Here is a 25,065-nt window from a genome sequence, read left to right as displayed (position 1 = left end):
CGCTGGATTTTCGCCTTCAATCAACCAGAATCCCTGTCAGACCGTTTTGGAGGAGACCGCACATGTCTGTTGCAACCTTGGGAGTCCAGGGCCGCTGTGCCCATTGCCAGACCACTCTGGCCCTCAAACCCTGGCAGCTCAATGCTATCTCGATCAACGAGACGTTCAGTTGCGAGCGTTGTCAAAAAGCTCTGGAGCTACGCTGCCCGCAACAGATCAAGCGCTTCAAATCGCTCGATTCACTGGCGTTGTTGCGCTTCAGTGCCTCGGTGACAGTGTGTACCGCGCTGCTGGTGGCGTTGGTGATGGAGTGGGTGGGGCTGCTCAGCGTCACCGAACAACTGAATGCTTCACTGATCACGATCTTCGTGTACTTCGTGGTGGTGCGTTATGCGCGCCAACGTCAGCACCTGACTCTGCTTCTCGAAGCCGCCAAAGCCCACGCCGACTAAAATTTCCGACTGACCGTGACCTGATGATCATTGATGGCTAACTGTAGGAGCGGTAGGAGCTGTCGAGTGAAACGAGGCTGCGATCTTTTGATCTTGCTTCAAAAGCAGGATCAAAAGATCGCCGCGGGCCGCGGCTCCTGCAGGAGGATGCATTCGCTCGGTCGGTTACCAGCCAAATACTTCACAACTGTTGGCCGTGCTGGCGGCGGCAAGTTGTTGCGGGGAAAGACTCATCAGCTCGGCCAGCGCCGCGCAAATCGCCGGCAAGTGCGCCGGGCTGTTGCGTTGTCCGGGGAACATGACGGGCGCCATGTCTGGTGAATCGGTTTCCAGCACAATCGACTCCAGTGGCAACTCCGCCAGCACGCGATGCATGCGCAGGGCTTGCGGCCAGGTCGGTGCGCCGCCAAGCCCCAGTTTGAAACCGAGTTTGATGTATTCACGCGCTTCTTCGCGGCTGCCGGCGAAAGCGTGGATGATCCCTGCGCGTTTGAGCTTGAAGCGTTTAAGCGTGGCAATAACCGCTGCGTGGCTGCGTCGCACATGGATCAGCGCTGGCAATTCAAAGTCCGCTGCCAGTTGCAGTTGAGCCTCAAACAGTGCTTGTTGCCGCTCGCGGTCGAGTGTTTCGATAAAGTAATCCAGACCGATCTCGCCCACTGCACACAACTGCCGATGACCGTGCAGCCGAGTCAGCCAATCACCCAGTGTCGGCAAATCTTCGGGACGATGCTGATCGAGATACACCGGGTGCAGACCGAACGCCGCGTACAGATCGGGATCGCTCTGCACCAGATCCCACACCCGTTGCCAGTTGCCCTCATAGACCCCGAGCACCACCATCCGCCGCACTCCTAGAGCGCGGCTTTCGGCCAGCAACGCCGAGCGATCGGCGTCGAAGTCGGGGAAGTCGAGGTGGGTGTGGCTGTCGATCAGCTCCACGGCTCAGTCTCGGTGAATGCGCTGCTTGAAGGTACGCGCGATGGCCTGTACACCCGGTTTGTACTCCGACTGCTCAACGGCTGCGAGCGCCAGTTCCAGCGCCTTGTCGGCGATCAACTGGTGCTGCTGGGCCATGGCATTGACCGGCAGCGGCAGGAAGTCGAGCAGTTGCGTATCACCGAAGGTGCCAAGGCGCAGCGGTCGTGACTTGAGCGGGAAGTCATGCAGTGCATCAAACACACCCTGCAACAGCACGTAGGAAGTGGTGATCAGCGCGTCCGGCAAATGCCCCAGACGTTGCAGGAGTTCTTCCATAAGTTGCTGGCCGCATTCTCGGCTGAAGGATTCGGCGTGCTCGACCAGCACTTCGCCTTTGAAGTCGATCAGCGCTTGTTTGAAACCGGCGGCACGTTCCTGACTGATGCTCAACTCCGGGCGAGCACCCAGCAGCACGATTTGCTTGAGTTGTGCATCGAGCAGGCTCTGAGTCAGGTGCAGACTGGCCTCGCGGTCGTCGCTGATCACCGAGCAGAAATGCTCCGGTTCCATGACCCGGTCGATGGCGATGATCGGCAAGCCTTTGGCCTGCAACTGACGATAACTGTCGTCCCCGGCCGGCAGGCAACTGGCGACGATCAGGGCATCGCAGCGACGCGCGCGGAACAGTTGCAGCAATTGCCGTTCGCTTTCGGGTGCATCGTCGGAACTGGCGATCAGCAACTGATAGCCGCGCGCCCGCGCCCCTTGCTCCAGCAGTTTGGCGATCCGCGCGTAACTGGGGTTTTCCAGATCCGGCAGAATAAAACCCAACGTGCGGGTGTGGCGGCTGCGCAACCCGGCCGCTTGTGGGTTTGGCGTAAAGCCATGCAGGTCGACCACTGCGCGCACCCGCTCGACAGTGGCGGTGCTGATGCGTTGCTGTTCGGCCTTGCCGTTGATGACGTAGCTGGCGGTGGTCACGGACACTCCGGCCAACCGCGCGATATCACTGAGTTTCAACCCGGGATTTCCTTGTTTTTGCGAGCTTGCCGCAACATTTTCGCCAATCCTACCCGATTAGGGCAGGCGACTATTGTCGCAACGCATCCGACAAGTTGGACTTCAAGGATGGAACATTATCGAGTAACGTGCCGATCAATCTAGATTAAACGTTTCAGCAAGCGTATTTTCTACGTTTTAGACGCCTTTGGCCGGTTCTGCCGTGAAACCGCCAAAACTGCCGCTGAAAAGCGAAGCGTTAGAGCGCCTAAGCTGCAACCATTCAAAACAATACCTGGCGTCATCCGATGCCAAAAAGGAGATCGCATGCTCGAGCTCACTATAGAGCAGATATCCATGGGCCAATCGGCCGTGGATAAACCCGCCGCCCTGCAATTGCTGGCCAATCATCTGGTGGCCGATGGTCTGGTCGCCGACGGCTACCTTGCCGGATTGCAGGCCCGGGAAGCCCAGGGCTCGACCTTTCTCGGTCAAGGTATCGCCATTCCCCACGGCACCCCGGAAACCCGCGATCAGGTGTTCGCCACTGGCGTGCGCCTGATGCAGTTTCCCGAGGGCGTGGATTGGGGCGATGGCCAGATCGTTTATCTGGCCATCGGCATTGCCGCCAAATCCGACGAACACCTGCGTCTGCTGCAACTGCTGACCCGCGCCCTCGGCGAGACTGATCTGGGCCAGGCCCTGCGTCGCGCCAGTTCGCCCGAAGCGCTGCTGAAACTGCTGCAAGGTGCGCCGCAGGAACTGGCGCTGGACGCGCAGATGATCGGTCTCGGCGTGTCTGCCGACGATTTCGAAGAACTGGTCTGGCGTGGTGCGCGTCTGTTGCGTCAGGCCGATTGTGTGAGCAACGGCTTTTCTGCGGTGCTGCAACAAGTCGAGGCGCTGCCGTTGGGCGATGGCTTGTGGTGGCTGCACAGCGAGCAAACGGTGAAACGCCCCGGCCTGGCCTTCGTGACGCCGGACAAACCGATGCGCTACCTCGGTCAGCCGCTGAGCGGTCTGTTTTGCCTGGCCAGTCTCGGCGAAGCGCATCAGGCCTTGCTTGAGCGCTTGTGCGCGCTGCTCATTGAAGGTCGCGGCCACGAACTCGGTCGGGCCACCAGCAGCCGCAAAGTCCTCGAAGTGCTCGGCGGTGAACTGCCCGCTGACTGGCCGAGTGCACGCATTGCGCTGGCCAACGCCCACGGCTTGCACGCGCGCCCGGCGAAGATCCTCGCGCAATTGGCGAAGAGTTTTAATGGCGAAATCCGTGTGCGCATCGTCGATGGCCAGGACAGCGCCGTGTCGGTGAAGAGCCTGAGCAAACTGCTCAGCCTCGGCGCCCGTCGGGGTCAGGTGCTGGAGTTGATTGCCGAACCGAGCATCGCCGCCGATGCCTTGCCGGCACTGCTCGCCGCCATCGAAGAAGGCCTCGGTGAAGAAGTCGAGCCGCTGCCCGCCATCAGCCAACAGCGCGAAGTCATTGCCGACATCGCCGAAGTGCTGATCGCTCCGGCCTCCGGCAGCCTGCTGCAAGCGATCCCGGCAGCACCGGGCATCGCCATCGGCCCGGCGCACATTCAAGTGCAACAAAGCATCGATTACCCAATGCGTGGCGAGTCCGCCGCCATCGAGCGTGAGCGCCTCAAGCAAGCGCTGGCCGATGTGCGCAACGATATTCAAGGCCTGATCGAACGCAGCAAAGCCAAAGCGATCCGCGAGATCTTCATCACCCATCAGGAGATGCTCGACGACCCGGAACTCACCGACGAAGTCGACACGCGCCTCAAGCAGGGTGAAAGCGCCGAAGCGGCGTGGATGGCGGTGATCGAAGCGGCCGCCAAGCAGCAGGAATCGTTGCAGGATGCCTTGCTCGCCGAACGTGCGGCGGATCTGCGTGACATTGGCCGCCGCGTGCTGGCGCAACTGTGTGGCGTCGCAACCCCGAGCGAGCCTGAGCAACCGTACATTCTGGTGATGGACGAGGTCGGCCCGTCCGATGTGGCGCGGCTCGATCCGGCACGGGTGGCGGGGATACTGACCGCTCGCGGCGGTGCCACGGCGCACAGTGCAATCGTCGCCCGTGCTCTCGGCATTCCGGCACTGGTCGGTGCTGGCGCAGCGGTGTTGTTGCTGGCGCCGGGCACGGCGTTGCTGCTCGATGGCCAACGCGGTCGCCTGCACGTCGACGCCGATGCGGCGACCCTGCAACGCGCCGCCGAAGAACGCGACACCCGCGAGCAACGCCTGAAGATTGCCGCCGAACAACGCCACCAACCGGCACACACTACCGACGGTCACGCCGTCGAAGTGTTCGCCAACATCGGTGAAAGCGCCGGTGTGATCAGCGCGGTGGAGCAGGGCGCCGAAGGCATCGGTCTGCTGCGCACCGAGCTGATTTTCATGGCCCACCCGCAAGCGCCGGACGAAGCCACCCAGGAAGCTGAATACCGCCGCGTCCTCGACGGCCTCGCCGGTCGGCCGCTGGTGGTGCGCACGCTGGATGTTGGCGGCGACAAACCGCTGCCGTATTGGCCGATCGCCAAGGAAGAGAATCCGTTCCTCGGTGTGCGCGGTATTCGCCTGACCTTGCAGCGTCCGCAGATCATGGAAGCGCAATTGCGTGCCTTGCTGCGTTCGGCGGACAACCGTCCGCTGCGGATCATGTTCCCGATGGTCGGCAGCGTTGAAGAGTGGCGCCAGGCCCGTGACATGACCGAGCGTCTGCGTCTGGAAATCCCGGTCGCTGACCTGCAACTGGGGATCATGATCGAAGTGCCGTCCGCCGCATTGCTGGCGCCGGTGCTGGCCAGGGAAGTCGACTTCTTCAGCGTCGGCACCAACGACCTGACCCAATACACCTTGGCCATCGACCGTGGCCATCCAACGCTGTCGGCGCAGGCGGACGGCTTGCACCCGGCGGTACTGCAATTGATCGACATCACCGTGCGCGCGGCCCATGCCCATGGCAAATGGGTCGGCGTGTGCGGCGAACTGGCCGCAGATCCGTTGGCGGTGCCGGTGCTGGTCGGCCTCGGTGTCGATGAGCTGAGCGTGTCCGGCCGCAGCATTGCCGAAGTGAAAGCGCGCATCCGCGAACTCAGCCTGACCCAGGCGCAAACCCTTGCTCAACACGCCCTGGCCGTGGGCAGCGCCAACGAAGTGCGCGCATTAGTGGAGGCCCTGTAATGGCCAAGATTCTTACCCTGACCCTCAACCCGGCGCTGGATCTGACGGTGGAGTTGCCGGTACTGGCGGCCGGTCAGGTCAATCGCAGTGAAGAGATGCACACCCATGCCGCCGGCAAAGGTGTGAACGTCGCACAGGTGCTGGCCGATCTTGGTCATCAACTGACGGTCAGCGGCTTTCTCGGTGAAGACAATCTGCAAGCGTTCGAAACCCTGTTCGCCAAACGTGGTTTTGTCGACGCGTTTATTCGTGTGCCCGGTGAGACGCGCAGCAACATCAAGGTGGCTGAACAGAATGGTCGCATCACCGACATCAACGGCCCGGGGCCGGTGGTCGATGCCGCCGCGCAACAAGCGTTGCTCGAGCGTCTGGTGCAGATGGCGCCGGGGCATGATGCGGTGGTGGTCGCCGGCAGTTTGCCGCGCGGCGTCACTGCGCAATGGTTGCGTGAGTTGATCGAACGGCTCAACCAGCTCGGCCTGAAAGTCGCCCTCGACTCCAGCGGCGAAGCCCTGCGCGAGGCGCTGAAGGCTGGCCCGTGGCTGATCAAACCGAACACCGAAGAACTCGCTGATGCGCTGGGTTGCGAGGTGGTTTCCCACGCGGCCGAAGCCCAAGCAGCGGCGCGCTTGCATGCGCAAGGCATCGAGCACGTGGTGATTTCCCACGGCGCTGACGGCGTGAACTGGTTCAGCATCGGCTCGGCGCTGCATGCCACGCCGCCGAAAGTCAGTGTCGCCAGCACGGTTGGCGCTGGTGATTCGCTGTTGGCCGGCATGCTTCACGGTCTGCTCAGCGCCGACACGCCGGAGCAAACCCTGCGCACTGCCACGGCGATTGCAGCGATGGCGGTGACGCAGATCGGTTTTGGCATCAACGACGCCGCGCAACTGGCGCAGCTCGAACAGGGCGTGCGCGTGCGCCCCCTGACAGAACAATAAGAGGGTTTGTCATGAAGTTAGCCATTGTTACGGCGTGCCCGAACGGCATGGTCACCAGTGTGCTGTGCGCGCGGTTGCTCGATGCGGCGGCGCAACGTCAGGGCTGGAGCACCAGTGTTGAAGTGGTCGATGCGGCGCACCCGGAACGCGAGTTGTCGGCGGCAACGATCGAGGCGGCGGAGTGGGTTTTGTTGGTCGCGACAGGCGCGGTCGACATGACGCGTTTCGTCGGCAAACGCGTGTTCCAGATTGCTCCGGCACAGGCGCTGCAAGATGTTGACGCAGTGCTGCGTCGTGGGGCTGAAGAGGCTGAAGTCTACGTTGCCCGCGCGGCTGAACCGGTTGCTGATGCAGCGCGCGCGCCACGCATCGTCGCCATCACGGCGTGCCCGACCGGTGTTGCGCACACCTTCATGGCCGCCGAAGCCTTGCAGCAAACCGCCAAGCGTCTGGGCTATGAATTGCAAGTCGAAACCCAGGGCTCCGTGGGCGCGAAGACCCCGCTGAGCGCCGCGGCGATTGCCGAGGCTGACGTGGTGTTGCTGGCGGCGGATATCGAAGTTGCCACCGAGCGTTTCGCCGGCAAGAAAATCTACCGCTGCGGCACCGGCATCGCATTGAAGCAGTCTGAAGCCACGCTGAAAAAGGCCTTGGCCGAAGGTGTTGTGGAAAGCGCGGCGAGTGACGGAAAAGCACCGGCCAGGCAAGAGAAAACCGGTGTGTACAAACACCTGCTGACCGGCGTGTCGTTCATGCTGCCGATGGTCGTTGCGGGCGGTTTGATGATCGCGCTGTCGTTCGTGTTCGGCATCACCGCGTTCAAGGAAGAGGGCACGCTGGCGGCGGCGCTGATGCAGATCGGCGGCGAGACCGCGTTCAAACTGATGGTGCCGCTGCTAGCGGGTTACATCGCCTATTCGATTGCCGACCGGCCAGGCCTGGCGCCGGGGATGATCGGTGGATTGCTGGCGAGCACCTTGGGCGCCGGTTTCATCGGCGGCATCGTTGCCGGTTTTATCGCCGGTTATGCGGCGAAAGCGATCAGTCGTTATGTCGCTTTGCCGCAAAGTCTTGAAGCGCTGAAACCGATTCTGATCATCCCGTTGTTCGCCAGCCTGTTTACCGGATTGGTGATGATCTACGTGGTTGGCAAACCGGTCGCAGGCATGCTCGCGGCGCTCACGCATTTCCTCGACAGCATGGGCACCACCAACGCGATCCTGCTCGGTGTACTGCTCGGCGGCATGATGTGCGTCGACCTCGGCGGGCCAATCAATAAAGCGGCGTATGCGTTCTCGGTGGGGCTGCTGGCGTCGCAGAGTTATGCACCGATGGCCGCGACCATGGCCGCCGGTATGGTGCCGCCGATTGGCTTGGGCATCGCGACGTTTATTGCGCGGCGCAAGTTCGCCCAGACCGAGCGCGAAGCGGGTAAAGCGGCGCTGGTGCTGGGGCTGTGCTTTATCTCCGAAGGCGCGATTCCGTTTGCCGCAAAAGATCCGCTGCGAGTGATTCCAGCGAGCATCGCTGGCGGCGCACTGACCGGGGCGTTGTCGATGTACTTCGGCTGCAAACTGATGGCGCCGCACGGTGGCTTGTTTGTGCTGGCCATCCCCAATGCGATCAACCATGCGCTGCTGTATTTGCTGGCGATTGTCGCGGGAAGCCTGCTGACCGCCGTCGTCTATGCAACCGTCAAACGCCCGGAAGCCGTCGAGCTGGCACTGGAACCCACCAAAGCCTGACTGACACCACAATTCCCTTGTAGGAGCCGAGCTTGCTCGCGAAAGCGGTCTGCCGTTCAACGATGATGTTGACTGACATGGCCCCTTCGCGAGCAAGCTCAGCTCCTACATTGGTTTTGTTGTGCGCCTGAGCTATGCAGCCGTCAAATGCCCCGAGGCCCCCGAGCTGGCACTGACCCCCGCCAAGGCCTGACTGACAACAAAAACCCTTGTAGGAGCCGAGCTCGCTCGCGAAAGCGGTCTGCCATTCAACGATGATGTTGACTGACATGGCCCCTTCGCGAGCAAGCTCAGCTCCTACATTGGTTAGTGGTGTCATGGCGAGTTCATACAGGCGTGCTTAAGTTTTCCTTTTTTCAGGGAGAACACCATGAGCGATTTCAATGTGGGTCGTCGGCGTGTCGTACAAGGGATCGGCGCCGGGTTGTTGCTGCCAGGGTTGGCGCCGGCGGTGATTGCGTCGGTCAAGGATCGTCCGCAGCTCACCGACGGCGTGCAGTCCGGCGACCTGCAAGGCGATCGCGCGATGATCTGGAGTCGCAGCGACCGCGCCGCGCATATGGTGGTCGAGTGGGACACGCGCAGCCAGTTTCGCAATCCACGCCGGTTGGTCTCGGCGCTCGCCGATGCCCGCAGCGACTTCACCGCCCGTGTTGAACTGACCGGGCTGCCCGCCGATCAGGCAATCTTCTATCGGGTGTATTTCAAGGACGCCCGCACCGGCGTCGCCAGCGAGCCGTGGCTGGGGCACCTGCGCAGTGCTCCGACGGCACAGCGTAACATTCGTTTTGTCTGGAGCGGCGACACTGTCGGCCAAGGCTTCGGCATCAACCCGGACATCGGCGGCATGCGCATCTACGAGGCCATGCGTTTGCGTCTGCCGGACTTCTTTATCCACAGTGGCGACACCATCTACGCCGACGGCCCGGTGCCGGCGCAGCTCACCACTGAAGGCGGTCGCATCTGGCGCAACCTCACCAGCGAAGCCAAGAGCAAGGTCGCGCAGACCCTCGACGACTATCGCGGCAACTACCGCTACAACCTGATGGACGAAAACATCCGTCGTTTCAACGCCGAAGTACCGCAGATCTGGCAGTGGGATGACCATGAAGTGGTGAATAACTGGTCGCCGGGAAAGCAGCTCGACGAGCGTTATCAGGAGAAAGATATCCACAAACTGGTCGGTCGCGCGCGAAAAGCCTGGCTGGAATATTCGCCGATGCGCTTGCAGGCCGCCGACGCGGGCGGACGGATTTATCGCAAGCTCAGTTACGGGCCGATGCTCGATGTGTTCGTGCTCGATATGCGCAGTTATCGCGGCGCCAATGACGACAACCTCGGCGCGGCGAAACCCTTTCTGGGGCGTGAGCAACTGGACTGGCTCAAGCGCGGACTGAAGAAATCGAAAGCCCAGTGGAAGGTCATTGCCGCCGACATGCCGATCGGCCTTGGCGTGCCGGATGGCGAGGTCAGTCCGGGTGTGGCGCGTTGGGAAGCAGTGGCCAATGGTGACCCCGGTCCGGCGCAAGGACGGGAGCTGGAAGTCGCCGAACTGCTTGGTTACCTGCGTGCGCAGCAGGTGCGCAATTTCGTCTTCCTCACAGCGGATGTGCATTACTGCGCGGCGCATCACTATCACCCGGATCGCGCGGCGTTTCAGGATTTCGAACCGTTCTGGGAGTTTGTTGCGGGGCCTTTGAATGCCGGGAGTTTCGGGCCTAATCCGCTGGATAAAACCTTTGGCCCGGAGGTGGTGTTCGAGAAGGCACCGCCGACGCAAAACGCGTCGCCGTTTGCCGGGTTTCAGTTTTTTGGCGAAGTGAATATTGAAGGGCAGAGCGGGGAGATGAGTGTGGTGTTGCGGGATTTGAATGGCATAGCCGTTTTCGAACAAAAACTGCAGCCCGTTTGACCACCACACCCTTGTAGGAGCCGAGCTTGCTCGCGAAAGCGCTAGATCAGTCAACATCATCGTTGAATGTCAGACCGTCTTCGCGAGCAAGCTCAGCTCCTACAAAGGCACGCATTTTCAGTAGACGTCGCGGCGGTAGCGGCCCTGTTCGATCAGGCGCTCGACTTCGGCGGCACCGAGGATGTCGTTGAGCACTTGATCAACGCCCGAAGCCATCCCTTGCAGGCTGCCGCAGATGTAGATCACGGCACCGTCAGCCAACCATTTTTTCAATTCGTCAGCCGATTCGCGCAAGCGATCCTGCACATAAATCTTTTCTGCCTGATCGCGCGAAAACGCCAGATCCAGCCGCGCGAGATCACCGTTGATCAACCACTCTTCCAGCTCTGCGCGGCAGAGGAAATCGTGTTGACGATTGCGCTCGCCAAACAATAACCACTGGCGCTGCTGGCCGTCGGCAATCCGCGCCTTGAGCAAACTGCGCAGCCCGGCCAGCCCGGTGCCGTTGCCCAAAAGAATCATCGGCAGCGGCTCGTTCGGCAGGTGGAAACCACTGTTGCGGCGCACGCGTAAACTGATGCTGCCACCGACGGGCGCATGCTCGGTCAACCAGCCGGAACCGATGCCGAGCGTGCCGTCGGCATGCTGCTCCTGACGCACGATGAGCTCCAACACACCGTCGCCGGCAATCGAGGCAATTGAATATTCGCGCATGTTCAGCGGCACCATCGCATCGACCAGCGCCTGCGCATGCAGGCCGACCAGGTGCGCGCGGTGCTCAGGCAATTGACGCGAGGCCAGCGCGACTTCCAGCGGCTCGTCGAGGCTGTTGATTTTCACCGAGGTCTCGCCACGAATGCCGAGGCCGTCGAGGAAGTGCTCGATGACCCACGGGCAGTTGCGCGGCAGCACTTCGACCAGGTCACCGGCCAGCCAGCTGCTGGTATTCGGTGCGCTCAGGCCCAACAGATAAACCGGGGAACCACTACTGTCCGGGTTCATCAGTTCGCGGCGCGTCAGTGTCCAGTTGTCGTAGCTCGGCGCTTGCCAGGTATCGACCGGAGCCTGACCGGTGAGCAGGCCAAGTTGGGTTTGCCAGTGGCGCAGGGCGTAGGGATCGCCACTGTCGACTTCTACCGGCGCGAACAAGGTCTTGCCACCGTGATCGCTCAGCCATTGATGCAGGCGTTTGGCGAAGCCACAGAAGTGCTGATACTGACGATCGCCAAGACCGAGCACCGCGTAGTTCAGGTTGTCGAGTGCTGAAGCTTTGCTCAGCACCTTGCGCTCGAAACCACGCGCACTGTCCGGCGCTTCGCCGTCGCCAAACGTGCTGACCACGAATAGCGCGTTGTTTGATTCACGCAGATCCTGTTCGCTGACATTCGCCAGTGGCTGCACCTTTACCGGCAACCCGGCGGCCTGCAATTGGCCGGCGGTCTGCCACGCCAGTTGCTCGGCAAAACCGCTCTGGCTGGCAAAACCGATCAGCCACCCCGACGCATCGCCGGCCGGTTGGTCGAGACCTTTGCGGGCATCCTTGATCTGCTTTTTCTTGCGCCGACGATCCAGATACAACAGCCATCCGGTGATGAAGAACAGCGGCATGCACAGCGCCGCGACGGTGACGATGATCCGCCCGACGAGGCCGAAATAGCTGCCGACGTGCAACGCGTAAATGCTCGTCAGCAATTGCGCCTTGAAGCTTTTGTCGGCGTAGCGGTCGACGCGTTTGACGATGCCGGTGGCCGGATCGAGGGTGATCTGGTTCAGGGCGCGATCATGGGGTGAGCTGTCGAGCAGATAGAACACGGTCGCCGGTTGGCCGGCCACCGCCGGCATGCGGATGTTGTAGGCAGCAAGGCCCGGGCCGGCGGCGCTGTAGATGCTGCTCCACATCGCCGCGTAGTCGGCAGTTGGTGCCGGGCCTTCTGGCGCCGGGCCGCGGCCGCCGCGCACGCGCTCGTTTTGCGGGGCGTCGGAAAGCAGTTTGGTCAGGCCCTTGTTGTACCACTCGTACGACCACGACAACCCGGTCAGCGCCAGCAACAGGTAGACCAACAGGCACCAGGTGCCGGCCACCGAGTGCAGATCCCAGTTGAAGGCGCGACCCTTTTTCTTCCAGTCGAGGGTCAGCCACACACGCCAGCGGTTCCACTGACGCGGCCAGCGCAGGTACAGACCAGACAGACAGAAGAACAGCAGGATCAGCGTGCAGGCACCGGTGATGTTGCGCCCGGTATCGCCCATCGCGAGGAAGCGGTGCAGTTGCAGCATCAGGCCGAAGAAATCCTGGCCGACGGCATCGCCCATGAATTCGCCGGTGTACGGGTCGAAGTAACGCATCTCGCCGCGACGTTCGCCCTTGGGCGGGGTGAAGAACACTTTAGCGGCGTTACCGCTGTCGGTTTCGACCCAGAGCATCGAGACGGTCTTGCCCGAAGTGGCTTCGATGCGTTCCACCAGTTCGACAGGCGGCAGCACGCCGGCGACTTGTTTTTCCACCTGCAGCACGGAGGGGTTCAGCGCCCGCAGGATTTCATCCTGAAACGAATAGGTCGCACCGGTGATGCCCATCAGGGCCAGCACCAGGCCTGCAGTGATGCCAAAAAACCAGTGCAACTGGAACAGGGTTTTCTTCAACACGTCACTCGCCATCCGTTCGAAAATTGTCTTCACGGCGCGCATTATGCCGTGGGTTATCGAGAAGCGTTCTTTATTACGCAGAAAAGCCCCGCTCAATTGAATGAACGGGGCCGAGCCTTGCAGCGCATTCCCTGTAGGAGCGAGCCTGCTCGCGAAGGCGTCGTGTCAGTCAGCTTCTACTTAACTGACCCACCGCTTTCGCGAGCAGGCTCGCTCCCACAGGTTTCCACATCGGTCAGAAGTGGAAATTGGTGCTCAGCAGTGCCGTACGCCCCGCCGCCTGGTTGGCGAAGTGGGTCGAGAAGGCTTTGTCGTAGTAGGTTTCGTTAGTCAGGTTCTGCACGTTGAGTTGCAGGTCGACGTTCTTGGTCAGCTTGTAAGCTGCCATCGCGTCGTAACGTACATACGAATCGACCATGGTGGTGTTGGCCACGCTGCCGAAGACGTCATCAACGTAGAACGCACCGCCACCGATGGTCAGCTTCGGCGTGACCTGGTAAGTGGTCCACAGGCTGGCACTGTTTTTCGGTGTGTTCGGCAGTTCGTTACCGTCGGTGGCGCGGTTGAGCGGGCCGCCATCCACCTGCTCGCTGTCCATGTAGGCGTAACCGGCGAACACTTGCCACTTGTCAGTGATCTTGCCGCTGGCCGACAGTTCGACACCTTGCACGCGGGTCTTGCCGGCGTTTTCGTACGACGTGGTATCGACTTGCACACGAGCGTTTTCTTTCTCGGTGCGGAAGATGTCGGCCGTCAGCGACAGACGATCATTCAACAGATCCCACTTGGTACCGATTTCGTAGTTCTTGGTGGTTTCCGGCTCCATGTCGCTGCTCAGCAGATTGCCGCTGCGATCGGTGGCGCCGCCCAACGGGTTGCCGTCCATGCCTTCACCGAGGGTATTGCCCGGTGGCGTCGCCGAGGTGGCGTAGGAGGCATAGATGCTGCCGTTTTCTGCCGGCTTGTAGACGATGCCGAACTGACCGGTAACGAACTCGCTGGTGTCATCGCCCTTGGCCGTGGTCGCGCCGGCAGCGGTATACGACTTGTAGTCGGTGTCGAAATGGTCGTAACGCAGACCCATGTTCACCAGCCACTGCTCGTTCAACTCCAGGGTGTCGAACACATACAGCGCGTAGGTGTTGGCCTTGGTGTCGGTGCCGGCGTAGTTACGCGAGATCGCACCGTTCCACGGATCGTTCGGGTTCGGGTTCGACAGCGAGGTGCAGTTGTAGCCACTCGATGCGCCGATCATCGACGGGGTGCAGTTGGTGGTCGCGGCGCTGGTGCGTGGCGTGGTGTCGGTATTGACGTTGTACGAGGACTTCTGGCTTTCCTCACGGGTGTATTCAACGCCAGTGGAGAAGCTGTTCTTGAAGCCGGCGACGTAGAAGTTGCCGAACAGGTCGGTCTGGTTGGTGGTGGTCTCGGTGTTGCTCACCCGAGTATTCGCACGACGCCAGACGCTGCCATTGTTGACGTTGCCCTTGCTGTCGTCCGGCTGAGTGAGGATGTAATCCTGCATGCTGGTGCCGTGACGCAGGGTGTTCTTGATCGTCAGCGAGTCGCTCAGGTCATGCTCGATGGCGAAGGTCGCGGTGTCGGTGCGGCCCTTGCGGAAGTCGCGATCCAGACCGTAGAAGTTGCTGTGGTCGCCACCCGAGTACGGTTTGTCCGGGTTGGACTTGGTGCGCGCCGCCGAGCCACCGGTTGGAATGGTGTACGGGATGCCCGAGTCCGGGGTGTCGTTGCTTTCGAGATGGTAGTAATCGAGGTTGACGCGGGTGTCGGTACCCAGGCCAAAGGCCAGGGACGGGGCGATACCCCAACGGTCGTAATCGACCTTGTCGCGACCGGCAACGTTGCTCTCGTGGCTCATCAGGTTGAGACGGCCGGCGGCGGTGTCGCTGAACTGGTAGTTGCCGTCGAGGGTGTAGCGCTGGGTCTGGTCGGAGCCCCAGGTGAACCCACCGTCGAACGAGTTGCCCAGATGGGCTTTCTTGCTGACCAGGTTGATGCTGCCGCCGGCTGCGCCACGACCGCCGATGGCGGAGTTCGGGCCCTTGCTGACTTCAATGTTTTCCACGGCGAAGATCTCGCGACTCTGCGAACCGGTGTCGCGCACGCCGTCGAGGTAGGTGTCGCCCTGGGCATCGAAACCACGGATGAATGGACGGTCGCCCTGCGGGTTGCCGCCTTCACCGGCGCCGAAAGTGATGCCCGGCACGGTACGCAGCGCGTCCTGCATGTTCAGGGCGCCGGTGTCTTTCAGAACCTGTTGCGGAATTACCGTTACCGAGCGCGGCGTGTCGACCAGCGGTGCGGTGTACTTGGGCGAGGAGGCTTTCTCGACCTGGTAGGACGTCGGGTCCTGCGTTTCGCCGGTGATGGCGGTAGCGTCCAGGGCGATGGCATTACCAGAGGCTTTGCTGTCGGTTTTTTCGGCAGCGAACACCATGTGGCCTGCAGAGCTGGCGGTAATCGCTACGCCAATTGCAGAGGCGAGCAAACGTGGTGAACTGACTGGTAATTGTGCGTGTTGACGTGCCATTGAAATTCCCCTCCCCAAGGATTTGAGGGGGCGGAATATAGGGTAAACAGGTATTCGTATCAATTGCGAAACATTGCTAACTGCACTGAATTTACATTCTTTACATTTTAACCTTACGGTTTTTGCCAGTTCATTCGTCTCTCGGGTTTTACACGGCCAATAAGAATCAATACCATTGCCGCCTCCTTGCCATCAGGTGACATCGCCATGCTGCTGCACATCCCCGGACTGTTCGCCAAAGACGAGGTGCAGCGCATCCGCGAGGCGCTGGAACAGGCCGACTGGGCCGATGGCAAGATCACTGCCGGCTTCCAGTCGGCCAAGGCCAAGCACAATTTGCAGTTGCCCGAAGGCCATCCGCTGGCCAAGGAAATCGGTGCAGCGATGCTTGAGCGGTTGTGGAAAAATCCGCTGTTCATGTCCGCCGCGTTGCCGCACAAAGTATTCCCGCCGTTAGTGAACTGTTACACGGCCGGTGGCAGTTTCGACTTCCACATCGACAACGCCGTGCGCCAACCGAAAGGCAGTATCGAGCGCGTACGCACGGATATCTCGGCGACGCTGTTCTTCAGTGAGCCTGCGGATTACGACGGCGGCGAACTGGAGATCCAGGACACTTACGGCACACAACGGGTGAAGCTACCGGCCGGCGACATGGTCTTGTACCCCGGCACCAGCCTGCACAAGGTCAACGCGGTCACTCGCGGCGCACGCTATGCGTCGTTCTTCTGGACGCAAAGTCTGGTGCGCGAAGACAGCCAGCGTGCGTTGCTGTTCGAGATGGACGGGGCGATCCAGCAGCTCACTCAAGACATGCCTGATCACCCCTCGCTGATCCGCCTTACCGGCACTTATCACAATTTGCTGCGTCGCTGGGTCGAGGTCTGAGTGACAGACTTTCGCTTGCGCCGCGAGGAAGTCCTCGACGGCGCGCAATTCAACGCCATGCTCGCAGAGAGCCCGGCCCGTGCCGCGCAGGCGATTTTGCTGGCGGCGGGGGCCAATGCCCTCGAAGCGCAGGCGCTGCTCGGGCAGATCCTGCTGGATGGCCAAGGCATAGCGCAGGATCAGCCGTTGGCGCTTCGCTGGTTCGGCATCGCTGCCGGACGCGGCCATCTGATGGCGCGCAACATGCTCGGTCGATGCCATGAGCATGGTTGGGGCTGTGCGGCGGATGCTGCGGTTGCTGCGCGGCATTACCGAATCGCCGCCGAGGCGGGTCTGGACTGGGCGATGTACAACCTTGCCAATCTGTTGGCGACCGGGCGCGGTGTGACGGTTGATCAGCCGCAAGCATTGGCACTTTATCGTCAGGCTGCCGAGTTAGGCCACGCCAAGTCGATGAATCTGCTTGGCCGTTACCTGGAAGAGGGGCGCCATTGTTGCGCGGATCCTGACGCGGCTTTCGATTGGTATCGCCGGTCGGCGCAGGGTGGCGATTTCCGCGGTCAGTTCAGTTTTGCCAGCGTGCTGGCTGAACGCTCAAATATTCAGGAAGCGTTAGTTTGGTACCGCCAGGCGATGTCCGGAGGGCATGCGGTGTTTCTCGAAGTGGCTGCTCAGACATTGGCGAACGCTTCGCATACCGCCATTCAATCAATGGCGTTAGAGTATAAAAAACGCGCAGAACAACTGGCTGGTCAAGTGGATTAAGATGGCAATTCGCGAATTTTAATTCGTGTGTCAAGTTGTTGGTATTTTTTATAAATATATTGAAGGCCTGTGCTGCTTTTACACGTGCAGCTTTTATGTTTAAGTCAGCTCGGAAGTTTATAGCCATTGCGGCTTTTATTTCTGGTGTCTACTTAACTTAAAATATCGATTAAAGGAATGATCATGCCTTCTTCCAGTTTATGGGGCAGCGCCCTGAATAATGCCTCGCCTGAGCAAGTCATGCAAATGGCGATCACCGCGCCAAAGTTGCTGAGCGATGTATCCAATTCAGATGGCGATGATGTAGTACGTGACAGAGGGCTTCTCCTCACAAAAAAACAGATCATTGATTTGCGTAAGTATGAAGCCGCCGGTCTGGCACTTCCCTACACCCTCAAAGATGTTCAGGATTACCTGCGTTTTGGCGCAGGTCAGGACGGTGGGCCCGGTTTGAACCCTACCGACTTTCTGAACACGTTCACCCAGACCCGCAACCACGCGAGACGCTGGTCGCCGCTGCGTCAACGCATCATGATGACCGGGCAAGGGCTGAAGAGCTTTGCCAGCAGCATGATCAATTATGGCAGGTCGATTCAGGAAGTCTTGAACGACGATGATTCGGTCGCGTTCCTCAAGAAAAACAAAATTAAAACGCTTGCTCAGCTTAAAGCACTCGAAATGGAATTGGGCAACAAGTTTCCGGATATTGAAATTGATCCTGATACGGTCGCGACGCTGGACTATTATCTGCAGCGGATATTTGAAAAGATCAATCAAAACCTGAGTGATGTGCAGAGCATCAAGAATGATCTGGATACGTTTGCTTATGATCTGCGGGAGCATGTTCTACCTAACATAAAGCTAAGGGTCGGGTTGATTGACAGTAGTACGTTGGCGGTGGATATCAAAGTCTTGAAAAACGATATTGATAACCGTGCGAAAGAAATCGACATAAAGAATACTGAGTACAAGGCGGCTGTTCAGGAGGCGTTGAAGTCTGCCGCCGGGCTGAATATCGCAGGCTTGGCGATGGCTATTTACATGGGTGTAGAAGCCGAGAACATTCGGGTTGCACGCGATGAGTTGTACGCCGAACAGGATCGAGACATTCAGACTCTGTCGAGCAAGAACCAGACGCTGGGTTCCCTTGCTCGCGTCAAACACGACCTGCAAAACCTGATGATCGTGGCGATCGATGCCGACATTGCAACGCAGAACCTGCTGCACGTCTGGAAAAGTCTGTACCTGCACATCAGCAATTCCGTTTCGGCAATGAGTCGAATCAATGACGCGTTGAGTCTGCGGATCTTTGGTGTCGAGTTCGAAGAAGTCGTGCAGCCATGGAAAGCCATCGGCAGCGACTCGGACAAGCTGATTGAGGTCTTCAAAGAGGCTGATGAAGAGTACGAGCGTAATTATTCTTTCAGCGCGCGAACCACTCGTGTGGTCAGCTTTTTCAACGCCCCAGTGAATTATCCACTGGTAGACACTGCCGCTCTGAATTCGACTATTGAACAGATGCGTGAGGCCCGTACTCAGGCGGAAGTCTGGAAGGTCAAACTGAGTTACCTGCCAGATCTATTCGACCGCTTCAAGCGTATCGTGAGTGGTATGGGGCAATGCCAAAGCCAATTACAGGATTCGGCACAAGTGGGTATGAATGATCTGCAAAACACCTTGCGACGTCTCGCCCGCAACGAGAAGGACCGATTGAAAGAAACCGATCCTGAAGTCATCGGAGAAATCGACGATGAGCGCAAGGAAATTCTGACTGCGATTTCCTCTGCCATGTCCAGGCAGGCCTCCCTGTTGCGTGGCTCCTTGCGCAACATTGATGCAAAGTTTGATGTGCGTCTGACACAGGCTTACATCGCTGATTTCCAGCATGACGCGCTCCTGATCAATGCTGAAATTTCGCAACTGGAGGACAAGCTTGCAGAGCTTGCAGCAGGGCGAAAGGTCATCAATGACGGCATCAGTCTCCTGGAAAAAAGCGGCATCGAGAATCTGGGCAAAGACATTGAACTGACCATCGGCCAGATTACCGAACTCGGTCTGGCTCCGCCGGAAGTCAAGCTGGTCATGGCGGCCATTGACCAACTGAAGCGAACCCTTATCGGTATAAGTGAGTCTGTGCGCTTTCTGGACATGGTTCGCGAGAATGCCAAGCTGAAACAGAAGATCGATGTTGTTCAGGCTGATATCGAGCGTGAGCGCGCGGGGATCCGTGATTCGCAGGGCAAGGTCGCATACCTGAAGGCCATTCATGTGATGGAAGACCAGCGCGAGAAGTTTGCCGTCAGCTTCAGTGTCGCGGTGAATGCTTTTGAGCAGTTCCGCAATGCAATCAATGTCGACCTGTACGACGACAGTGATGCACTCAGTGCAGTACTGAAACAGCACGCGCCACTGTTTAGTGCGCTCCTTTATCCGCTGTCGATGCCGCAGCGCTGATTGTAGTTGTCCTGGTGCCCTGCCTTGCTGCTTGAGATCAGAGTGCCGCAGGGCTGCCGATGGATACAGGTCCATCGGCAACATCAATTCGATCAGACTAAGGAGAGACTGATGCTTGCCTATCTACTGGCAGAAAAGAACTTTGCTGCATTGAAGCAATATGTGACGTTCCTCAACGACCTGCGTCCTGCTTTGCAGGAAATCAGCGAATTTACTGCGATTTTCGAGCGGCAAAAACACCTCATTTTGCCGCCGCCGAATGTTCAAAGCTTGAAAGAGGCAGCCCAAACCAGCGCTGCTTGTTGGCGCGCGATAGCGATGGCAACACCGTTGCTTGGCAGCAATTGCACGCTGGTATTGCGTGACGTTTTTGGCTTTATCGAAGAGTTTCAGTCTGTTGTTTCAAATGTCGACAATCGCCGGAAGGCGATTGTCACTATCGATCCACAGCACTTTTCACTGGTCAGATCGCCCGCATGGGGTAATGCCCCCGCCGAAAACATAATCGATGTTCTACGCGAAATGCATCGCCGACTGGGTCATTACCGGTCGGCTGTGCTGGACTTCAATGTCCAGGTGACCCGACTGGCGGAGTCGATGCACAGTATCTTCGTGCGTTTCATAGAGTGTTTGACTACGCCAATTTGCACTTGCGATAAGCCGATCCCCAAGATCGAAGCGTATTACAGCTTGGGTAAAATCGGTTTGCCCGGTACGACTTACGAGCCGGGTCGACTGTATTCGCAGGAGGAGCGAATCGCGCAGTCGAAAGAGCATGTCGAGTTTCTCTTCAACCTGCGCCGACGCGCCGCCAGTGCGGCGAACAACCTCAGCGATTTTTGCTATCGGATGACATGCATGCTGGATGAGGCCAGGCAGGTGCTTCAATGCCATTACCCGGCGATGACCATGGCACGTGCAAAAGCTGTGCTGCCGATGTTCAAGGGCCCGCTGAGCGACGTTCAAAGTATGTCGGATCAACTGGTCAAAATGCGCAGGTTGTAAACCAAAAAAAAGCCCATGACAGGTCAAGGGCTTTCGTTGAGCTACAGGCTGATCACACGTAGAACGACTTCAGCGGTGGAAAGCCATTGAACTCTACTGCGCTGTAACTGGTGGTGTAAGCACCGGTCGACAACCAGTACAGGCGATCACCAATCGCCAGGTTCAGTGGCAAACCGTACTTGTAGTTCTCGTACATGATGTCGGCGCTGTCGCAGGTCGGACCGGCGATGACGACTTCTTCCATCTCGCCTTTCTTTTCGGTCCAGATCGGGAACTTGATCGCTTCGTCCATGGTTTCGATCAGGCCGGAAAACTTGCCCACATCCGTGTACACCCAGCGCTCGACGGCGGTGCGCGACTTACGCGCAACCAGCACCACTTCGCTGACCAGAATGCCGGCGTTGGCGATCAGCGAACGGCCCGGCTCGAGAATGATTTCCGGCAAGTCATCACCGAAGTCTTCTTTCAGGAAGCGGATGATTTCTTCGGCGTAGGTTTCCAGGCTGTTGGTGCGGGTGATGTAGTTGGCCGGGAAGCCACCGCCCATGTTGATCAGCTTCAGGTGGATGCCGTCTTCTTCTTTCAGGCGTTCGAAGATCACTTTGACCTTGGCGATCGCCGCGTCCCAGACACTGATGTCACGCTGTTGCGAGCCCACGTGGAACGAGATGCCGTAAGGCACCAGGCCGAGGTCGCGAGCGAGGATCAGCAGGTCCATGGCCATGTCGGTCTGGCAGCCGAATTTACGCGACAGTGGCCAGTCGGCCGTGGTCGAGCCTTCGGTGAGGATACGCACATAGACTTTCGAACCCGGTGCAGCCTTGGCGATGTTGCGCAGGTCGGCCTCGGAGTCGGTGGAGAACAGACGCACGCCTTTCTCATAGAAGTAGCGGATGTCCTTGGATTTCTTGATGGTGTTGCCGTAGCTGATACGGTCGGCGCTGACGCCGCGATCCATCACTTTGTCCAGCTCATAGATCGAGGCGATGTCGAAGCTCGAACCTTTCTCTTTGAGCAGGTCGATGATCTCGACGGCCGGGTTGGCCTTGACTGCGTAATAGACCTTGGCGAATTCGAAACCGGCGCGCAGGTCATCGTAGGCCTGGCTGATCATCGCGGTGTCGATCACCACGAACGGGGTTTCTTGCTTGTCGGCGAACGCCTTCATTTTGTCAAAAGTGGCGCGCGCGAAATAATCTTCGACGTTGATCGACATGCTGGGAGCTCCTATGGGCAAACGTGTAAAAACAATGGGTGCAAATGAACGTCCTCCGTATCCCCACTTTGGTTCGCCTACTTCCCAAGGCATGTCGCCGAAAGCAAAAAGGCCATGGGGCTCTGCCCTTGGCCTTGCTGTCTCGTCGTCAGTACTTGAGCCGGATGGATCGTTTCCAGCATGGACGTTCGGCGCGAACTTTAGGGGGTGAGGGGCCTGAGATCAACTAAAAATGTCGCGTTTTTGCACGCTTCTGACGTGCGTCGCTTTCAGCACTCTTTGTAGCCGACCGAGATGACGGGCAGATGTTCCCCAGGAATTTTAGAGTGTTAAAAATACCTGCACGTTCGCCGCTTTTGTCAGCGAAGTCGTGGGTAAGTGTGATGGCGACAACATCGGCGACGTTGGAGGCGTGAGGAGGGTGTGAGGGGGATTTTGGCTGTTACGCAGACTGTTTAAGGTCGACTATGCTGTTCTCAAGTGTTGAGATTCTTTTCCGCCTCATGAGTGAAGAAAAAATCACACGAATCCTGTGGGAGCGAGCCTGCTCGCGAAGGCATTTTCCCAGCCGACATCATCGCCGACTGACATTTTGCTTTCGCGAGCAGGCTTGCTCTCACAGGGTGTGTATTTTTTAGGCGACTACCGCTTCAGCCGGCGAGACGATGCTGGTTTTCATCCCGCGCGAACGACCCGAGCTCAGGTAAGCCGCAATCGACTCCTGCGTCACCTCGCCGAGGAACACCCGCTCGGCATCCATCACCGGCAACCAGGCGCGGTTGAACTCGTACATGCGCGACAACAGGATGCGCAAATGCTCGTCGTACGCCGCCGTCGCGTTGAATTCACGCAGGTACTGCGCACAAGTGCCAGTCTGGCGGTGCAGGTCGCGACGACGCACGTAACCCAGCGCCTTGTTCTCGGCACAGGTGACCACGACATAGCGGCGATCGTGCTCGTCCATCAATTCCAGCGCATCGGCCACCGGGGTTTCCGGGCTCACCGAAGGCGCGTTGTCGGCCGCGTCTTCGGCCTTCACCAGTAACAGGCGTTTCAACGTGCTGTCCTGACCGACGAAATTGCTCACGAAATCGTCCGCCGGATGCGCCAGCAGGGTGTCCGGGTGGTCGATCTGCAGCAGTTTGCCGGCGCGGAAGATCGCGATCTTGTCGCCGAGTTTGATCGCTTCGTCGATGTCGTGGCTGACCATGATTACGGTCTTGTTCAGCGCCCGTTGCATCTCGAAGAACTCGTTCTGGATCATCTCGCGGTTGATCGGGTCGACTGCGCCGAACGGCTCGTCCATCAGCAACAGCGGCGCATCCGCCGCCAGTGCGCGGATCACGCCGATCCGTTGCTGCTGGCCACCGGACAATTCACGCGGGTAACGATGCAGATACTGCTTGGGCTCAAGCTTGATCATGCTCATCAGTTCGCGGGCGCGGTCGTGGCATTTCTGTTTGTCCCAGCCGAGCAGCTTCGGCACGACGACGATGTTCTCTTCGATGGTCATGTTGGGGAACAGACCGATCTGCTGGATCACGTAGCCGATGTTGCGGCGCAGGGTTACTTCGTCGAGGTCGGTGGTGTCTTCGCCGTTGATCAGGATCTTGCCCGAGGTCGGTTTGATCAGGCGGTTGATCATCTTCAGCGTGGTGCTTTTGCCGCAACCCGATGGCCCGAGGAACACACAGATTTCGCCTTCATTGACGGTCAGGCTCACCGAGTCCACGGCTTTGACATCTTTGCCGTTGCTTTGGAAAGTTTTGCTGAGGTTTTGAAGTTCGATCATTTGAGGAGTCCTTTTGGAGTCAACGAGCGTTGCAGCCATTGGAGAATCAGGTCAGCGAAGATAGCCAGGAGACTGACCAGCAGCGCGCCGACGATAAGCATCGACATGTCACTGCGGCTGATTGAAGCGAGGATCAACACACCGAGGCCGCCAGCGCCGATGGTAGCGGCGATGGTCATCACGCCGATGTTCATCACTACGGCCGTGCGCACGCCGGCGAGGATGACTGGCACCGCAATTGGCAACTCAACCATGCGCAGGCGCTGGCCGAACGTCATGCCAATGCCACGTGCAGCTTCACGAATGCCCGGTTCAACGCCGGTCAGGGCGAGGTAGGTGTTGCGCATGATCGGCAGCAGCGAATAAAGAAACACGGCGGTAATCGCTGGCATCGGGCCGAGGCCCTGGCCGAACTTGGAATAGAACGGCAGCAGCAAACCGAACAGGGCAATCGACGGCACGGTCAGCAGCACCGTCGCGCTGGCCTGCAACGGGCCGGCAAGGCTCGGGAAACGCGTCATCAGAATGCCCAGCGGCACGCCAACGACAATCGCCAGCGTCACGGCGATACCAACGAGGGTGATGTGCTGCCAGGTCAGGTGCATCACCTGCTGCCAGTCGAGATGGGAAAAGGCGTTCAGGAATTCCATGACTTCTCCTCTCTTAATTCAACGGATGTTGGCGCAGGAAATCGGCGGCAACTTTCGATGGGCTTTCGTGATCGACGTCGACCCGCGCGTTGAGCTGACGCATGGTTTCGTCGTCGAAGAGTTCGGCCAACGGTTTGAGTTGCTCGGCGAGTTTCGGGTGGGCGTCGAGGTAGGCCTGACGTACCACCGGCGCGGCGGTGTAGTCGGGGAAGTAATGCTTGTCGTCTTCCAACAGCTTGAGGCCGAAGGCGTTCAAGCGACCGTCGGTGGTGTAGACCAGCCCGGCAAAGACCTGGCCGTTGCGCAGCGCGGTATAGACCAGGCCCGCGTCCATCTGGCGGATGTTCTTGCGGGTCAGGTTCATGTCGTAGAGCTTGACCATGCCGTCGAGGCCGTCGGAGCGGTTGGCGAATTCGGTGTCCAGCGCCACCAGATGATTGGTCTTGGCTTCGGCGCGCAGCACTTCGTTCAACTGACTGATGTTGTTGATCTGCGGATATTCCTCGGCGACTTTTTTAGGCAGGGCGAGGGCGTAGGTGTTGCTGAATTTCGACGGCGTCAGCCAGATCAGGCCTTTTTTCGCATCGAGTTCTTTCACCCGTGCGTAGGACTCTGCGCTGTCGAGTTTTTCAGTGACATGGTTGTAGGCCACCAGCGACACGCCGGTGTATTCCCAGAGCATGTCGAGTTGCCCGCTTTCGTGGGCGCTGCGAGCGAGGTTGCTGCCCAGACCACCCGTGACTTGGGTGTCGTAGCCTTTGCTGCGCAGGTATTGCGAGGTGATTTCGGCCAGCAGTGTCTGTTCCGTGAAGACTCGCGCACCGATGCGAATCACTGGTTTTTCTGCCGCTTGGGCAATGCCTGCGAACAGCAGGGCACTGCTCAGCATCAGGCCTAGAATCAAGCTGAATCGTTTCATAGGTATTCCTTCGCAAAAGC

General features: G+C 59.1%; 17 protein-coding genes. 9 read left to right on the top strand and 8 right to left on the bottom strand.

Going from position 1 to position 25,065, the window contains the following annotated elements; genetic code table 11:
* Positions 1-62: 62 nt before the first annotated feature.
* Positions 63-452, top strand: coding sequence for a hypothetical protein (locus tag JFT81_RS15790; RefSeq protein WP_201228010.1), 390 nt, complete (start codon positions 63-65; stop codon positions 450-452).
* Between the two features lie 165 nt (positions 453-617).
* On the opposite strand, the gene JFT81_RS15785 is transcribed toward JFT81_RS15790, so the two are convergent.
* Both JFT81_RS15785 and cra read right to left on the bottom strand, forming a co-directional pair.
* A complete protein-coding gene (locus JFT81_RS15785) occupies positions 618-1,394 on the bottom strand; it encodes a TatD family hydrolase (RefSeq protein WP_201228009.1) in 777 nt (258 codons plus the stop codon).
* Positions 1,395-1,397: 3 nt separating this feature from the next.
* The gene (cra, locus tag JFT81_RS15780) at positions 1,398-2,393 is read right to left on the bottom strand and encodes a catabolite repressor/activator (protein ID WP_201228008.1); all 996 of its coding nucleotides are present in this window, start codon (positions 2,391-2,393) and stop codon (positions 1,398-1,400) included.
* Positions 2,394-2,699: 306 nt separating this feature from the next.
* Here cra and ptsP point away from each other — a divergent pair, with 306 nt between their 5' ends.
* The 4 genes from ptsP (at position 2,700) to JFT81_RS15760 (ending at position 10,159) form a co-directional block, all read left to right on the top strand.
* A complete protein-coding gene (gene ptsP, locus JFT81_RS15775; RefSeq protein WP_201228007.1) occupies positions 2,700-5,561 on the top strand; it encodes a phosphoenolpyruvate--protein phosphotransferase in 2,862 nt (953 codons plus the stop codon).
* Entirely contained in the window at positions 5,561-6,502 is a 942-nt protein-coding gene (gene pfkB, locus JFT81_RS15770) for a 1-phosphofructokinase (protein ID WP_201228006.1), read from the top strand. Before ptsP ends, pfkB begins: the two co-directional genes overlap by 1 nt.
* Positions 6,503-6,513: 11 nt before the next feature.
* The gene (locus JFT81_RS15765) at positions 6,514-8,247 is read left to right on the top strand and encodes a PTS fructose-like transporter subunit IIB (RefSeq protein WP_201228005.1); all 1,734 of its coding nucleotides are present in this window, start codon (positions 6,514-6,516) and stop codon (positions 8,245-8,247) included.
* Between the two features lie 370 nt (positions 8,248-8,617).
* A complete protein-coding gene (locus JFT81_RS15760; protein WP_201228004.1) occupies positions 8,618-10,159 on the top strand; it encodes an alkaline phosphatase D family protein in 1,542 nt (513 codons plus the stop codon).
* 117 nt (positions 10,160-10,276) lie between these two features.
* On the opposite strand, the gene JFT81_RS15755 is transcribed toward JFT81_RS15760, so the two are convergent.
* Together JFT81_RS15755 and JFT81_RS15750 are read right to left on the bottom strand one after the other, a co-directional pair.
* Positions 10,277-12,805, bottom strand: a complete 2,529-nt coding sequence (locus JFT81_RS15755; protein WP_201228110.1) for a sulfite reductase flavoprotein subunit alpha — start codon at positions 12,803-12,805, stop codon at positions 10,277-10,279.
* Between the two features lie 235 nt (positions 12,806-13,040).
* Positions 13,041-15,356 (bottom strand): TonB-dependent siderophore receptor, encoded by a 2,316-nt coding sequence (locus JFT81_RS15750; RefSeq protein ID WP_201228003.1) that lies wholly within the window; start codon positions 15,354-15,356, stop codon positions 13,041-13,043.
* Between the two features lie 207 nt (positions 15,357-15,563).
* Between JFT81_RS15750 and JFT81_RS15745 the strand changes: the two genes are divergently transcribed.
* The 4 genes from JFT81_RS15745 to JFT81_RS15730 all read left to right on the top strand — a co-directional run bounded on the left by JFT81_RS15745 (position 15,564) and on the right by JFT81_RS15730 (position 20,468).
* Positions 15,564-16,244 carry a Fe2+-dependent dioxygenase gene (locus tag JFT81_RS15745; protein ID WP_201228002.1) on the top strand — a complete coding sequence of 227 codons (681 nt, stop codon included), beginning with the start codon at positions 15,564-15,566 and terminating at the stop codon, positions 16,242-16,244.
* A gap of 57 nt (positions 16,245-16,301) precedes the next feature.
* Positions 16,302-17,009, top strand: coding sequence for a tetratricopeptide repeat protein (locus tag JFT81_RS15740; protein WP_201228109.1), 708 nt, complete (start codon positions 16,302-16,304; stop codon positions 17,007-17,009).
* A 183-nt stretch (positions 17,010-17,192) separates the two neighbouring features.
* Complete coding sequence (locus JFT81_RS15735; protein WP_201228001.1) at positions 17,193-19,463, top strand: alpha-xenorhabdolysin family binary toxin subunit A; 2,271 nt, start codon at positions 17,193-17,195, stop codon at positions 19,461-19,463.
* A 111-nt stretch (positions 19,464-19,574) separates the two neighbouring features.
* The gene (locus JFT81_RS15730; protein WP_201228000.1) at positions 19,575-20,468 is read left to right on the top strand and encodes a hypothetical protein; all 894 of its coding nucleotides are present in this window, start codon (positions 19,575-19,577) and stop codon (positions 20,466-20,468) included.
* A 52-nt stretch (positions 20,469-20,520) separates the two neighbouring features.
* Here JFT81_RS15730 and JFT81_RS15725 read toward each other — a convergent pair whose 3' ends face one another.
* From JFT81_RS15725 to JFT81_RS15710, 4 genes are all read right to left on the bottom strand, one after another.
* Entirely contained in the window at positions 20,521-21,684 is a 1,164-nt protein-coding gene (locus tag JFT81_RS15725) for a type III PLP-dependent enzyme (RefSeq protein WP_010213203.1), read from the bottom strand.
* Between the two features lie 634 nt (positions 21,685-22,318).
* Positions 22,319-23,476 (bottom strand): ABC transporter ATP-binding protein, encoded by a 1,158-nt coding sequence (locus tag JFT81_RS15720; RefSeq protein WP_166220496.1) that lies wholly within the window; start codon positions 23,474-23,476, stop codon positions 22,319-22,321.
* Positions 23,473-24,126 (bottom strand): ABC transporter permease, encoded by a 654-nt coding sequence (locus JFT81_RS15715; protein ID WP_201147488.1) that lies wholly within the window; start codon positions 24,124-24,126, stop codon positions 23,473-23,475. The genes JFT81_RS15720 and JFT81_RS15715 overlap by 4 nt, the downstream gene beginning before the upstream one ends.
* Before the next feature lie 13 nt (positions 24,127-24,139).
* Positions 24,140-25,045, bottom strand: coding sequence for a glycine betaine ABC transporter substrate-binding protein (locus JFT81_RS15710; protein WP_201227999.1), 906 nt, complete (start codon positions 25,043-25,045; stop codon positions 24,140-24,142).
* Positions 25,046-25,065 lie beyond the last annotated feature (20 nt).

This window comes from Pseudomonas sp. TH43 (genome assembly GCF_016650635.1).
GTDB lineage: Bacteria > Pseudomonadota > Gammaproteobacteria > Pseudomonadales > Pseudomonadaceae > Aquipseudomonas.
This window is presented reverse-complemented; position numbering and strand designations above follow the sequence as displayed.